This is a genomic window from Microcoleus sp. A006_D1, from assembly GCF_036702805.1.
GTDB lineage: Bacteria > Cyanobacteriota > Cyanobacteriia > Cyanobacteriales > Microcoleaceae > Microcoleus.
In genome coordinates this window covers 411,975-426,685 of record NZ_JAUBVZ010000004.1, presented here as the reverse complement: position 1 = coordinate 426,685, position 14,711 = coordinate 411,975, and the positions used below count along the sequence as shown (strand labels likewise).

The window sequence follows — 14,711 nt, the reverse complement described above, 5'->3', positions numbered from 1 at the left end:
TAGGTGGCGCGGCGCGCACCGCGCACCGCTGTGGTGTGAGTTCGCCCATAAAGCCATCACTTCTTAACAATTGGTCATTAAAAAAGATCGATCGCGATCGATCTTTTGATTAACTTAAATGAGCACGGAGGGATTTGAACCCCCGACCCTCAGGACCGGAACCTGATGCTCTATCCACTGAGCTACGTGCCCTCGACTTTTTTGAGTATAACACGTCTTGTCGAAAATGGCTAGTCGATCGAGCAAATTCGATCGCCTGCCTCGAAATCCCTTGGCCGATGCGGGTTGTACTCGCCCGCAACCGCAGGTATCAGACAGTTCTCGCAGCCAGAGACTGCAAATTTTGCCTAAATCGGCCAAATAATACGACAATGGGTAAAATAATAAACTTTAATCTAGCAAAAATTAGGTTGATGTGCGATCGGGGTTCAGCATCTACTACGGCTAATGTGGCGTACAGGAATTCCTTTAGCTAGCTCGGCATTAGATAGCGCTCCTGTTAAGGCAAACTCTGCAATAAGGGTTCTAGGCTAAGTTCACCAAACCTCTGAATCTTATGGTTTCTAAAATTTTAGATAAATTACCGCTGCGAACTGTTCTCATAGTTCCATTTGTAGTGCAAATCGTGGGAACCGTGGGACTCGTAGGATATCTTTCTTTTAGAAACGGACAACAAGCAGTTAATAATCTGGCCAGTCAGTTAATGAGCGAGGTGAGTTTGCGTGTCGAGCAAAACCTAGAAGTTTACCTGACAACTCCCCATCAAATCAATCAAAGCAAGCTGGATACTGTCAAGCTCGGGTTGTTAAAAATGGAAAATTTATCAGCTTGGGAGAAATATCTTTGGCGCCAAGTACAATTATATCCCTATATCAATTTTACATCTATTGGCAACGAGAATGGAGATTATAGATCCGGAGAACAACTGTCTAACGGCTCCCGAACGATGAATGTGGTTGAGAAATCTACTGGAGCAAATTTTTATTCTTACAATACGAACGAGCGAGGCGATCGCACCACAGTTGTCACCGTTGTCAAAAACTTTAGTAACAGAGAACATCCCGCCTACAAAAGTGCAGTAAAGGCAGGTAAACCTAGTTGGACTTCGGTTTTTATTTCCTTACTAGAACCGACATTACTCATCAGCGCTAGCCAGCCCGTATACAGCGACAAAAATGAACTAGAAGGAGTATTATTTGCAGCCTTGCGTCTCGATCATCTGGGAAGATTTCTCAACAGTCTCAAAGTTGGCAAATCCGGTCAAACATTTATTATCGATCGCCAAGGCACTTTATTAGCAACTTCCACCCCCGAAAAACCGTTTCGCACTCGTGGCAATGAAAAACAATTGTTTAAAGTAGCAGAAAGCAGCAACCCTTTTACTCAAGCTACAGCTAAATATTTGACAGCACAGTTTCACAACTTAAACCAAATTAAAAAATCTGAGTTATTGAAATTTGAAATAGATGGCAAACGACAATTTTTAAAAGTCCTGCCGTTTCAAGATGGCAAAGGTTTAGACTGGCTGATTGTGGTAGTGGTTCCCGAAGCAGACTTCACAGAACAAATCGATGCCAATACCCGCATAGCGATTTTGCTTTGTTTGGCAGCTTTAGGAGTAGCTGTAGTTATCGGCATTCTGACATCTCGGTGGGTGACAAATCCTATTTTGCGCTTAAATACAGCAGCAAAAAATATTGCTAAAGGTGAATGGGACACCACAGTAGAAAGCAAACGCTCCGACGAATTGGGGGAATTAGCCAAGTCATTTAACAGCATGGCTCAACAACTGCAACAATCTTTTGAAACTTTAGAACACCGAGTGCAAGAGCGGACTGCCGAATTGGCTGTAGCTAAAGACAAAGCGGAAGTAGCGAATCAAGCTAAAAGTACGTTTCTAGCTAATATGAGTCACGAATTGCGATCGCCCCTGAATGCAATTCTCGGCTTTTCCCAACTGATGACTCGCAGCCAAACCCTATCCCCAGAACATCAAGAAAATATTAGCATAATTAGCAGCAGCGGAGAACACCTGCTCACCCTGATTAATAACGTCCTCGATTTATCTAAAATTGAATCGGGGCGCACCACCCTCAATCCCAAGAAATTCGATCTTTATCGCCTGCTCAACGACTTGGAAGATATGTTTCAACTTAAAGCAGATGACAAGCACTTGCAGTTAGTTTTTACTCACAGTCCCGACGTTCCGCAGTACGTAGAAACTGACGAGTTAAAGTTGCGGCAAATCTTGATTAACCTGCTCAATAACGCTCTTAAATTCACTAATGAGGGCGGTATTTCGGTCAGAGTAAGCAAGCATTCTTCAGGTGAAAATCACCAGGCAGAAGGCGAAAAAAATGAGCTGTCAGAAGAATCAAAGAATACAGAAAGTTCAGCAAGTATTAATCTTAAAACATCCCAATTAACTCACTCAGAGAACGCGAGTTATGCAACAAAAAATGACTATTCAGCTTCTGTCTCTTCCTTCTTCCTTGATTTTGAAGTCGAAGATACTGGCCCCGGTATTGCTGCCAATGAATTAGACAATCTTTTTGAAGCTTTCGTGCAAACCCAGACAGGCAAAGATTCGCAAGAAGGTACAGGCTTGGGATTGCCAATTAGCCGCAAGTTTGTGGAATTAATGGGGGGCGAAGTGAGCGTCAGTTCTGCTGTCGGTAAGGGGACTAATTTTACATTTGACATTCAAGTTATTGCTGTCGATGTGGCTGATATTGAAGCCCCAAAACTGATTCGCAATGTGATTGGCTTAGAACCAAATCAACACCCCTATCGAATTTTGATAGTAGACGATAAACCGCTCAATCGCCAACTGTTAATTAAACTGCTCAATCCTCTGGGTTTTGACCTTAAAGAAGCTACTAACGGTCAAGAAGCTCTTGACATTTGGGACTGTTGGGAGCCGCATTTAATTTGGATGGACATGAGAATGCCCGTGATGGATGGCTACGAAGCAACAAAACAAATTAAAGGCACTATTAAAGGTCAAGCTACTGCTATTATTGCACTGACTGCGAGCGTTTTGGAGGAAGAACGGGCAGTTATTTTGTCGGCGGGCTGCGATGCTTTTATGCGGAAACCTTTCCGGGAAGCGGATATTTTCGATGCTATGCACAAACACATCGGAGTGCGCTATATTTATGAAGATCCGGGTCAAGCTAACTTATCGGTAATCCAAGAGCGCGATCGCGAAATGACTGCGGCTGACTTTATGAAATTGCCTGAGTCGCTGGTAGCTGATTTAAAGCTGGCAATACTGAATGCAGATATGGATTTCATTGAAAGTGCGATCGAGCAAATTAGATTAAAGGATACAGTAACCGCTGGTGCGATCGCCAATTGTATAGAAAATTTCGAGTACGACAAAGTTTTAAAGTTAATCTCTCAAGCAAGCTCACATGAATAACGACATTCCTAGCACCGATCGCGGTAATATTTTAGTAGTTGACGACACCCCAGCTAATTTGCGGCTGCTAGCCGGAATTTTGAATGGCAAGGGCTATAAAGTCCGCCCCGTACCTAGTGGCGAGTTAGCGCTTTCGGCCGCCAAAGGAATGCCGCCCGATTTGATTTTGCTGGATATTATGATGCCCGAAATGAATGGGTATGAAGTTTGCGAAAAAATCAAAGCTGATGAACGCACTCGCGACATTCCAGTGATTTTTATTAGCGCGATTAATGACGTGCTAGATAAAGTCAAAGCCTTTGCTGTCGGCGGGGTAGATTATATTACCAAACCTTTTCAGGTGGAAGAGGTTCTAGTTAGGGTAGAAACGCATTTAGCAATGTGCCAGTTGCAAAAAAAACTCCAACAGAAAAACGAGGAACTGACAGTCACTTTAGACCAACTGCAAGCAACACAAAATCAATTAGTTCAATCGGAAAAAATGGCTGCATTAGGGCAACTGATTGCGGGCATTGCTCACGAAATTAATACGCCGCTGGGGGCGATCCGATCGTCCATTGGCAATATTACCAGTTTTTTGGATAACAATCTTGAAAGTTTGCCAGTTTTTTTCAAAGAACTTTCAGATGAACGTCAGCATGATTTTTTGAGTTTGATGTACAGTTCCCGCCAACAAACTTACTCTTTATCTACGCGAGAAAAACGGGAATTAAAAAAAGGGCTGAAGCAGCAATTAGATGCGGAAGGGATTGACAATGCTGACAGCCTTGCTAGCATTTTAGTCAATATCGGATTGCAGGGAAATCTGCAAGAATTCTTGCCGTTGCTCAAAGACCCTGAAAGCGAAAATATTATCAAAACCGCCTACGAATTTGCTAGCATTCACAGAAGCGCCAGAACCATCGCTACCGCTACAGAACGCGCTGCTAAAGTCGTCTTTGCCCTGAAACATTATGCGCGTTACGATGTGAATAGCCAAAAAATACAGGTGAATATTACCGAGGGAATTGAAACTGTATTAACTCTTTATCAGAACCAGCTAAAGCAAGGAGTGGAAATAGTCAGAAATTATCAAAATCAGTTACCAACTGTACTGTGTTATCCTGACGAACTAAATCAAGTTTGGACAAATTTAATTCACAATTCCTTACAAGCGATGGACAATCAAGGAACTTTAACCGTTGACGCAGCACAACAAGATACCAACGTTGTGTTAAAAATTACCGACAGTGGTAAAGGGATTCCACCTGAGATTTTGCCGAAAATTTTTGAGCCGTTTTTTACTACCAAACCTGCGGGAGAAGGCAGCGGGTTAGGATTGGATATTGTCAAAAAAATCATTGAAAAACATCAGGGTAAAATTGAGGTGGAGTCGGTGCCAGGTCAAACTGCATTTACAGTGTCTTTGCCGATTAATTTAACTGAGTAGGTAAAGCGCTCCAGACTGAAGTCTGGGGCTAAAAATTTGCAGTCTACCGGCGCGGAATGTAGAATTTGGAAAACGGTGTGCTTACCCATTGGGTTTGCCCTGCCAGACTAAATGAGGAAACTAGCAATGTCTAAACCAGCAATTTTGTGTGTTGACGATGAAGTAGCGGTGTTGGAGAGTCTGGAAATTGAACTGCAACAGGCCTTTAACGGTAAATATCTTTGCGAATTTGCTGAAAGTGCTGCCGAAGCACTGGAAATTATTGCAGAGCTATGTGAAGATGAGGTTAACATTCTAGTGATTGTGTCTGATTGGTTGATGCCCGGAATGAAAGGAGATGAGTTGCTGATTAAAATTCATCAAAAATATCCGCAAATTGTGACAGTGATGTTGACGGGACAAGCAGACCCAGAAGCAATCGAACGCACAAAAACTCAAGCCAATCTTCATGCTTTTATACAAAAACCTTGGCGCAGTCAAGAATTAATTGAAGCCATTAAGTCTGGTCTAGCAAATTTATGAAAAAACCCGTCATTATTTGTGTCGATGATGAGCCGACTATACTCGATAGTCTGGAAATAGACTTGCTAAAAGCCTTTGAAGATAAATATTTAATTGAAACTGCCCAAAGCGGCGAAGAAGCTTTGGAGTTGCTGTCGGAACTTTTAGCAGAACAGTATGAAGTTCCTTTGGTTATTTCCGATCATATCATGCCTAACATGAAAGGAGACGAGCTATTAAGGAGCGTTCATGCTATCTCGCCGCACTCTCTCAAGATTATGCTGACGGGGCAGGCGGATTTGGAGGCGGTAGCCAATGCGATTAACTATGCTAAATTGTACCGATATATAGCTAAACCTTGGCAATCTGATGACTTGAAATTAACTGTTACTGAGGCAATATACAAATATTTTCAAGACAAACAATTAGCTGAAAAACAAGTAGAACTTCAGGATATGAATCAGGAGTTGGCAAAATTAAGTCGCAAGCAGGCGATGCTGATTGCCAAACTCCACGAAAACGAAAGTCGGTTGACGCAATACCTGGAAGCTATGCCGTTGGGCGTGTGCGTGTTGGATGCGAACGGTCAATCTTTTTACGCAAATCAGAAGGCGCGGGAGGTATTTGGTAAAGGCACTGTGCCGCATATTAATTCGGAGCAGAAAGCGGCAATTTATCAATTCTATAAAACTGGAACTAATCAGAGATGCCCTGTGGAAGAATTGCCAATTATGCAGGCGCTGCGGGGCGAAAATGTGCGGACTGAGGGAGTAGAAATTCGGACGGGTAACAAGATTATTCCGGTGGAAAGTTGGGCGACTCCTATTTATGATTCTCTCGGGGATATTTCCTACGGGATTATTGCTTTTACTGATATTACGGAACGGAAGCAAGCTGAAGCAGCGCTGGTGCAAGCTGAAGAGAAGTATCGCCGGATATTTGAAAATGCTCTTGAGGGTATTTTTCAGACTGCACCTGACGGAACTTTGATCAGTGCTAATCCTGCTCTGGCTCAAATCTATGGGTATGATTCTCCTGAAGAATTGATGGCAATTGTTAATGATATTCAGCGACAATTGTACGTGCAACCGCACCGCCGTCAAGAGTTTTTTGCCCTGATGGAACAGTACGGTACTGTGTCTGAGTTTGAGTCGGAAGTTTACCGCCGAGATGGCAGTATTATTTGGATTTCTGAGGATGCGCGCACTGTTTTTGATGCTAGCGGTGAGGTGCTTTACTATCAGGGTTTTGCTGAGGATATTACTTTGCGAAGATTGGTAGATGTGGAACGGCTGAGGTTTACGAATGATTTGGAAAAAGCTTTGGTGGCTGAAGAAAAATTAAATGAAGCGCTGTTAGAAAGCGAAAATCGGCTGACTCAATTGCTGGAAGCGGTGCCGGTGGGTATATTTGTGGTAGATGGTATGGGGAAACCTTGCTACATGAATTCTTGGGCTGAGAAAATACTGGGCCAAGGCTTGGTTTCTGATGTTGTTTGTAGCACTTTGCCGGAAGTTTATCAAATTTACTGCGCCGGAACTAATGAGCTGTATCCGGGCGAAATGCAGCCGATTACGCGGGCGCTGCGGGGAGAAGTGGTGCACGCTGACGATGCGGAAATTCACCGCCCGGAGAGGATTGTGCCGATCGAGATTTGGGCGACTCCAATCTACGACGAACGGAAAAACATAGTTTACGCGATCGCAGCTTTTCAAGATATCACAGAGCGTCAAGAGGTAGAAACCGAGCGCCGCCAATTCACAGACGAGTTGGAAAAAGCTTTAGCAGCGGAAGAAAAATTAACAGATGCTTACGGGCGATTCGTGCCGCACGAATTTCTCCACTTTCTGGGATATGAAAGTATTTTGGAGGTAAAATTAGGCGATCAGGTACAGAAGGAAATGTCGGTGCTGTTTTCAGATATTCGCGATTTCACTGCTCTTTCTGAAACTATGACTCCCCAAGAAAATTTTCAATTTATCAATGCTTATTTGTCGCGGATGGAACCTGCAATTACGGAAAATTTTGGGTTTATTGATAAATACATTGGCGATGCGATTATGGCGCTGTTTAATGGCAGTGCGGACGATGCTGTGAAAGCGGGAATTGCGATGCTAGAACAGCTTAACGAGTATAATAGTAGTCGCAGTCTGCCCGATCGCCCGCCGCTGCAAATTGGCATTGGCATCAATACGGGTTCTTTGATGTTAGGCACGGTTGGCGGCCAAAGTCGCATGGATAGCACGGTGATTAGCGATGCGGTAAATTTAGCCTCCCGCGTGGAAAATTTGACAAAAGAGTATGGAGTTTCGATGTTAATTACTCACAATACTTTTATACAGTTGACCGATGTTTATGATTTTAGATTGATCGATCGCGTCGCAGTCAAAGGTAAATCGCGCATGGTAACGGTTTATGAAGTATTTGCAGCAGATCCGCCGGAGCTGCGACAGAAAAAGTTAGAGACAAAGACAATGTTTGAGCAAGGTTTGGTATTCTACAATAGTGACAGGTATGTCGAAGCTACAAGATTGTTTTCGGCGTGCCTGCAAATCAACCCTAGGGATAAGGTAGCTCAAATTTATATCCAGCGATGCGTGAAACGGGCAATATCTCCGGCATAAGCTTTGCTCTCCATCTGGAATTGTCTGTTATGTTCGAGAGGGGGAGGGGGAGAAAGGGAGAGGGGGAGTAGGGAATACGGCATTGAAATATACAATAGACAAGATTGCAAAAGTCCTTTTAATCAAATTTCAGGACGGGCTGGCGTGCCCATCCCACAATTTTTTTTCTTGTGGGATGGGCACGCGAGCCCGTCCTAATTATTTTTGCAATTCAAGTCTAATTTAAATGCACAGTGTAATTATTATTTAGACTGGCAGGGAAACGGAAACTATTGTTTCTTGTTGCGGCAAACTTTCGATTTTAAATTCTCCTCCGTGCAATTCTGCAAGGCGTTGAACGATGGCTAAGCCCAATCCCAAACCTGCTTGTTGGTAAATTTTGCGATCGAACTGCCTGTAAGCTTGTAGCTGTGCAATCTGCTCTGCTGTCATCCCGCGGCCTTGGTCTTTAACAGAGATAATAAAAGTCTGATTTTCCACGAAAGTGCTAAAGAAAACTGGCGTTCCTTCTACAGAAAACTTGAAGGCATTGTCCAGCAGTTCCTCTACAATTTTTGTGAGTCTGATAGAATCAATACCCACCGAAGAATCCTGCAAGTTTAATTGTAAATCATCTGTTCGATTCACTTGTTTCGCTTGTTGCCACGCTTTTTGAGTCAGCAAAGATTTGACGCAGCTAAATTGGCTGCTGCGCATCTCAAGAAGCAGTTCGGGATTTGTGGCTGCCATCTCTAGTTCTGCATACAGCAAAAAGTTCTGAATCAGTCGGTACAAGCGATGACCGGAAGTGTTAATTTGACCGATCATTTCTAAGATGTCTGATTCCTCGAAAACCTGATATTCTGACATAATGAGCTCGGAAAAACCCAGAATGGCATTCAAAGGAGTGCGCAATTCGTGGGGAAGCGACATACTAATGTTGGTGCGCAATTCGTCTAGGGTTTTTTGAGACTGTCTGCTAATTGTTTTGTGTTTCTCAAGTCGAATAGCAATTGCTTTTAGCAGTTCTTGCGGCGTACAGGGCTTAGTGATATAGTCGTCTGCGCCCAGTTCCATGCCCGTGCGAATGTCACTTTTATCGGCTTTGGCTGTGAGGAAAATAAACGGAATTGTGGCAGTTAGGGGTTCGGAGCGCAAAGCTTTGAAAACGCCGTGACCGTCCACTTCTGGCATCATCATGTCGCACAAAATTAAATCTGGGATTTGTGCGATCGCCAGTTGGATGCCGACTTTGCCGTTAGTCGCTCCAATTCCTTGAAAATTCTCGGCTTCCAGCAACTCTAAAATATTTTCTCTAATCGATTCTTCGTCTTCGATTACCAAAATTTTTGCCACGGTTGTCGCTCCTTGTCGCTAGTAGTTTGTTGAAAAAGCTCTGTTTTTGTACAGGTGAAAAGTTTATTTTTTTGTGGGGTTAACTGAGGGTTAAGTGGCGGATGTTTATAGTTGATAATTTAGTTGTTATGGGCTGGGAACGCAAATTAAAGGTAAGGTAATAGTGAAAGTTGTACCATTTCCTTCTTGAGAGTCGATCGCCAGTTTGCCACCGTGAAGTTCCACAGCCCTTTTCACAATTGCTAAACCGAGACCAGTTCCCGAAATATTGCCGACATTTGTAGCTCGGTAAAAAGTTTCTAAGATTCGCTCTAAATCGGCTTGGGGAATCCCAATACCCTGGTCTTGAACTTGGAAAACAGCTTCTTGGTTTTGACAGTTGAGCTGCAAGGAAACTGTACTGCCGGCGGGAGAATATTTGAGGGCATTGGAGAGGACGTTTCCCAACATTTGTCGCAGCAGTTTTTCATCCATTTGAGCGTCGCAGTTGCCGCCTTCATGTTGAAAGGCGATCGGATGTTGGTTGCTGTCGTTGAGCTGCTGTTCTTCTACCAGTTGACGGCAAAATTTTTCGAGGTTTAAGGAAATTGGTTGAAAATGTAAGGTATTTGCTTCTATTTTGCCAATTACGAGGATATCTTCTAATAACTCTGTCATGCGTTTGATGGCTAATTGAATCCGCACAAAATGAGTAGATTTTTTCGGTTCTGGCCACTGTGAACTGTAATCTTGTAGCAATCCAACCGAAAATTGGATGGTTGTCAAGGGGGTGCGGAACTCGTGGGAAACCATTGTCACAAATTTAGCTCGCAATTCTGAAAGTTCCTTTTCTCGTGCGAGGGCTTTGAGAGTTTCCGCTTCTGCTCGTTTGCGATCGCTAATGTCGCGGGCTTCAGCAATCAGCAGCAAAACTTGTCCTGTCTCATTTTTAACAGGTTTGAGTGAGAAATCAACTGTCACAATTTGGCCGCTTTTGCCTAACAAGTCGATTTCGCTGCGAAAAAACTCGCCCATACCAGCTTTGGCGATCCCTTCTTTTAATTGTTGTTTGCCATTTGGTGACTGTTGCCAAATCGGCTGTTCCCAAATGGGGTGGCCCACAATATCCTCCGATCGCATTCCGGTAAATTCTAGCGCTGTCTCGTTCACTTCCAGCACGATTCCTTCGGGAGTCAGCAGTTTGGTTAGCTGAAACGAAGAGTCAAAAATCGCCCGAAAACGTCGCTCGCTTTCCCGCAGCATTTGAAATGTTTGAGATCGTTCGATCGCGTAGCGGATCGTCCGCACTAATAATTGAGTAGTAATTTGACCTTTAACAATGTAATCTTGGGCTCCCAAGCGAACAGAGTCAAGTGCGATCGCCTCATCGTCCAAGCCAGTCATTACCACCATTGCTGTATCAGGGGCAACTTCTTGCAGGCGAGTCAGCGTTTCCAAACCGTGGCTGTCGGGCAAAGAAAGGTCTAGCAAGACTATATCAAAGGATTGTTTGCACAGTTGGGCGATCGCCTCGTGCAGGTAGTCAACCGACACCAGTTCCCACTGGACGCCCGCAGATACTTCTAACAGTTCTGCAAGCAAATCAGCATCAGCCGGATTGTCTTCTACTAACAGAATCTTAATCCACATAGCTCAGACGTTTTTGACTGTAAAAATTTTACTCTACAAATCTAAGATTAAACTTTTTTGCTTGACCTTGCCATTTTTAACTTGAAAGTTATTATTTGGTATTATTTGGGAACAATCACCACCACCAGCCACCAATCCTCAATCAATTAATAATTTACAGGAAGTTTGACAACTTCGAGCCAGAATTCCTCAATTAACCTAACTACTTTAGTAAATTCTACGAAGTCTACAGGTTTGGTTATGTAACAGTTGGCGTGGAGCGAGTAGGACTTGACAATATCCTCGGGAGCTGCTGAAGTGCTGAGAATCACTACAGGAATTAATTTTAACTTTGGGTCATTTTTAATTTCTTCTAGCACTTCAACACCGCTTTTTTTGGGCAAATTCAAATCTAGCAAAATCAAATCGGGACGAGGTACGCCCAGATAGGGTGCTTTTCTGCGCAAAAACTTGATTGCTTCGACTCCATCCTCGACAAAATGCAAGTTATTCAATATTTTACCCTGACCGAGGGCTTCTATTGCCAAATCGGCATCGCTGGGAGAATCCTCAATTAGCAGAATCTCAACGGGTCTCATAGTGCTTCGATCGCTCATAACTGGCGTATCCCTTGGATTATAGGAAAAAAATTGAACTTTAAGGCTTTAGCTACTAATTATAGGAATAGTAAAGTAAAAAGTCGCTCCTTTTCCTTCCTGAGATTCTACCCAGATGCGCCCGCCGTGGCGTTCCACAATGCGCTTGCACATCGCCAAACCTATGCCAGTACCGGAATATTCGCGACGAGAGTGCAGGCGACTAAAAATGATAAAAATGCGATCGGCATATTCCGGATCGATGCCAATGCCGTTATCGGCGACGCAAAACAGCCATTCACCCTCTTGTCTGCGGGCAGCGATCTGAATCAACGGGATATCTTCGCGGCAAAATTTAATGCCGTTAGCGATCAAATTTTGGAATAGTTGCACCAGTTGAGATTCATCTGCCATCACGGTTGGCATCGCGTCGCAGGTAATGACAGCTTTCTTTTCGGCGATCGCAATTTGCAAATTGCACAAACTGTGCTGCACAGCAGCGTTGCAGTCCGCAGGCTCAAACTGCTGACCCCTCGTTCCCAGGCGCGAATAGGCCAACAAATCGTTAATTAACTGCTGCATTCTGGTAGCGCCATCGACAATATAATTAATATACTTATCTGCTTTAGCATCCAAATTTCCTTGATAGCGCTGGGCCAGCAATTGAGTGTAACTGGTAACGGCTCGGAGCGGTTCTTGCAAATCGTGGGAAGCCACATAAGCAAATTGCTCTAATTCCTCGTTGGAACGCTTCAAATCAGTAGTAAGTTGGAGCATTTGCTGCTCTGCTTCTTTGCGGTCTGTAATGTTGTAAACTAGGGCGCAACATGACAGCAGATTACCCTGCTCGTCCAATACAGGACTGGTAGAAAGATAAGTCCAAATATCTTGGCCGTCCTTGGTTTTGAATTTTAATTCGTGTTTTTCACCAACACCTTGCTTGCGCCGATCGACATTATCAAGAGCTTGTTGTTTTTGCTGTTCGTCCATGAAATCAAAAAGCGGCCGCCCGAACATTTCTAATTCACTATAGCCGAGCATTCGCGCCATTGCGTGGTTCACGTAAGTCGTGAGGGCATTGCTGTCAATTACCCAAATACCTTCTTCTGCTAATTCAACTATTTGCCTGTATTTGAATTCGCTTTCCTGCAAAGCTGTTTCAGTTAGTTTGCGCTCGGTGATATCTTTCATAAAACAGTGGTGACCGTTAAATATCCCTTGTGCATCCCAAGCTTTTACCATCGTTAATTGCTTGTAAAAAAACGAGCCATTTTTCCGGACGCCTCTAGCTTCTACTTCTACTTTGCCAGAAATTAGCATTTCCTGATAAGCTGAGATCATCATCTCAACATCGCCCGGATGTACGGTGAGCGGCCATTCCATGCCGACCATTTCTTCCGGTTCGTAACCGCATCTGTGAGCGTAAGCTCGGTTAACATTGATGTAGCGTCCCTCAATGTCCAGCCGCGAAATGCCTTCCACCGCATTTTGCAGGGCAATAGTAAGATCTCGGAGCTCTTTTTCAGCTTGTTTGCGTTGCGTAGCTGCCGCCACGGCATCGCTAATATCCTGACCGATACCCAAAAAACCAGTAATATTTCCATTGCTATCAAATAAGGCAGTCACCGACAACAGTACCGGAAACCGCGAACCATCTTTGCGAATGAAAGTCCATTCATTTTCGTCAGCTATCCCCCGGCACGGCAAGGCCATAAAAACTTCAATTCCCGGCTCTATTTTTACTCCCAATTCTTGAGAAAGAACTTCAGCTCTTTTACCTACCTCCAAAGGATCGTGAATTATTGCTGGCGTGACTTTCCCCACCACTTCTTCGGGGGAATAGCCTAAAAGTTGCTGTGCTGCCCGATTAAATGTTTTAATTATACCGTCGGCATCTGTAGAAATAATTGTGTAGTGAGCGCTGTTAAGAATTGCATTTTGCAGTTGCGTCAATTCCAACAAAGCGATCGCAATTCTTTCTCGGTAGGCTATTTCTTGTGGCAATTTGTGGTGAGAAATTTCCATTTGAGCAGTGCGCTCAGCAACTCGATGCTCCAGAGTTTCATTGAGCAGTCGATTTTCATCTTCTACCTGCTTGCGTTCTGTAATATCAGTAATAGTACCAACATAACTTTTAACCTCCCCATTTTCTCCGATTTGACCGACAGCTTGACCGAATACCCAACTGATTTGAGTGTGATTAATGCCTTGAAAGCGGTACTCAGATTTAAACGGCAATTTCTGCTGCGCGGCGCTATACCATTGGGCAAAAACGCGCTGGCGGTCGTCTGGATGAATGCCTTGCAACCACCCTTTGCCCAAAGCTTCATCGCTAGCCATTCCCGAAATTTGACACCAGCGCTCGTTGACATACAAGCAGTCTCCTAAAGCGTCTGCATAAAATATTCCCACCGGCGAAGCTTCAGTTAAAGTGCGATAGCGAGCTTCTGTTTTTCGGCGTTCAATGATTTCTTTTTGCAGTATGCGATCGATCATCCCTAATTGAGTTGGACTGACGAGAGTTAATGCTTGGGGAACTAAAGGAATTAATGCAAAAGCGGTGTAAGCAGAAATTGCGGCGGTAATCATTTTCAGACTGCCAGAAACCCAATAAACAGGATGCCAAAGCGTCCAAACTTCCATTATATGAGTAGTGCCACAGGAGATAATAAAAGCTGCGAACAGCCAAAAGATGTTGCGAAAGGGCAAGTCTTTTCCCTGAGTGATAAAATAAATTAGCGATAGCGGTATTGAATAGTAAGCCAGGGCAATTATAGAGTCTGACACTATGTGCAGCGCGACTAGCTCTCGCTGCCAAAGGTAACAGTGGCCGTGAGGAATATAATTCCCGGTGAATAATAGGTTATTTAACAAATTCCAAAGCATAAATGGAATGGGGAATGGGGAATTTAACGCAATAACTTATAATTTATCTCAAATCTCTGAAATATACAGAAGACCCGGCGAATGGAATTCGCGGCGACACAAACTCTCACGTGCCTCCGCAGGTTGAAGAAATATACAGAAGACCGGGCGAATGAAATTCGCGTTTACACAAACTCTCACGTGCCTCCGCAGGTTGAAGATTCGCCCGTGGTTGAGATTCCCGGCGAATGGAATTCGCGTTTACACAAACTCTCACGTGCCTCCGCAGGTTGAAGATTCGCCCGTGGTTGAGATTCCCGGCGAATGGA

General features: G+C 44.0%; 8 protein-coding genes and 1 tRNA gene. 4 read left to right on the top strand and 5 right to left on the bottom strand.

Annotated features, from left to right (window positions below; translation table 11 throughout):
- Positions 1-119 precede the first annotated feature (119 nt).
- Positions 120-192 (bottom strand) — tRNA-Arg (locus QUB68_RS10160).
- Positions 193-556: 364 nt separating this feature from the next.
- Between QUB68_RS10160 and QUB68_RS10155 the strand changes: the two genes are divergently transcribed.
- From QUB68_RS10155 to QUB68_RS10140, 4 genes are all read left to right on the top strand, one after another.
- Positions 557-3,424 carry a hybrid sensor histidine kinase/response regulator gene (locus tag QUB68_RS10155; protein ID WP_332991826.1) on the top strand — a complete coding sequence of 956 codons (2,868 nt, stop codon included), beginning with the start codon at positions 557-559 and terminating at the stop codon, positions 3,422-3,424.
- The gene (locus QUB68_RS10150; RefSeq protein WP_332991824.1) at positions 3,417-4,853 is read left to right on the top strand and encodes a response regulator; all 1,437 of its coding nucleotides are present in this window, start codon (positions 3,417-3,419) and stop codon (positions 4,851-4,853) included. Before QUB68_RS10155 ends, QUB68_RS10150 begins: the two co-directional genes overlap by 8 nt.
- Before the next feature lie 126 nt (positions 4,854-4,979).
- Positions 4,980-5,375: a response regulator gene (locus tag QUB68_RS10145; RefSeq protein WP_332991822.1), complete on the top strand. Its 396-nt coding sequence runs from the start codon at positions 4,980-4,982 to the stop codon at positions 5,373-5,375.
- Entirely contained in the window at positions 5,372-7,978 is a 2,607-nt protein-coding gene (locus QUB68_RS10140; protein WP_332991821.1) for a PAS domain S-box protein, read from the top strand. Before QUB68_RS10145 ends, QUB68_RS10140 begins: the two co-directional genes overlap by 4 nt.
- Positions 7,979-8,224: 246 nt before the next feature.
- On the opposite strand, the gene QUB68_RS10135 is transcribed toward QUB68_RS10140, so the two are convergent.
- The 4 genes from QUB68_RS10135 to QUB68_RS10120 all read right to left on the bottom strand — a co-directional run bounded on the left by QUB68_RS10135 (position 8,225) and on the right by QUB68_RS10120 (position 14,403).
- Positions 8,225-9,313, bottom strand: a complete 1,089-nt coding sequence (locus QUB68_RS10135; protein WP_332991820.1) for a hybrid sensor histidine kinase/response regulator — start codon at positions 9,311-9,313, stop codon at positions 8,225-8,227.
- A gap of 126 nt (positions 9,314-9,439) precedes the next feature.
- A complete protein-coding gene (locus QUB68_RS10130; protein WP_332991818.1) occupies positions 9,440-10,942 on the bottom strand; it encodes a sensor histidine kinase in 1,503 nt (500 codons plus the stop codon).
- Positions 10,943-11,088: 146 nt separating this feature from the next.
- The gene (locus tag QUB68_RS10125; protein ID WP_332991816.1) at positions 11,089-11,538 is read right to left on the bottom strand and encodes a response regulator; all 450 of its coding nucleotides are present in this window, start codon (positions 11,536-11,538) and stop codon (positions 11,089-11,091) included.
- Between the two features lie 48 nt (positions 11,539-11,586).
- The gene (locus tag QUB68_RS10120) at positions 11,587-14,403 is read right to left on the bottom strand and encodes a PAS domain-containing sensor histidine kinase (RefSeq protein ID WP_442923065.1); all 2,817 of its coding nucleotides are present in this window, start codon (positions 14,401-14,403) and stop codon (positions 11,587-11,589) included.
- Positions 14,404-14,711: the final 308 nt, after the last annotated feature.

Excerpts from the sequence above, each read along its gene's own strand:
- QUB68_RS10155 (WP_332991826.1), top strand. The coding sequence starts at position 557 with ATGGTTTCTAAAATTTTAGATAAATTACCGCTGCGAACTGTTCTCATA.
- QUB68_RS10150 (WP_332991824.1), top strand. The coding sequence starts at position 3,417 with ATGAATAACGACATTCCTAGCACCGATCGCGGTAATATTTTAGTAGTT.
- QUB68_RS10145 (WP_332991822.1), top strand. The coding sequence starts at position 4,980 with ATGTCTAAACCAGCAATTTTGTGTGTTGACGATGAAGTAGCGGTGTTG.
- QUB68_RS10140 (WP_332991821.1), top strand. The coding sequence starts at position 5,372 with ATGAAAAAACCCGTCATTATTTGTGTCGATGATGAGCCGACTATACTC.
- QUB68_RS10130 (WP_332991818.1), bottom strand. The coding sequence starts at position 10,942 with ATGTGGATTAAGATTCTGTTAGTAGAAGACAATCCGGCTGATGCTGAT.
- QUB68_RS10125 (WP_332991816.1), bottom strand. The coding sequence starts at position 11,538 with ATGAGCGATCGAAGCACTATGAGACCCGTTGAGATTCTGCTAATTGAG.
- QUB68_RS10120 (WP_442923065.1), bottom strand. The coding sequence starts at position 14,403 with ATGCTTTGGAATTTGTTAAATAACCTATTATTCACCGGGAATTATATT.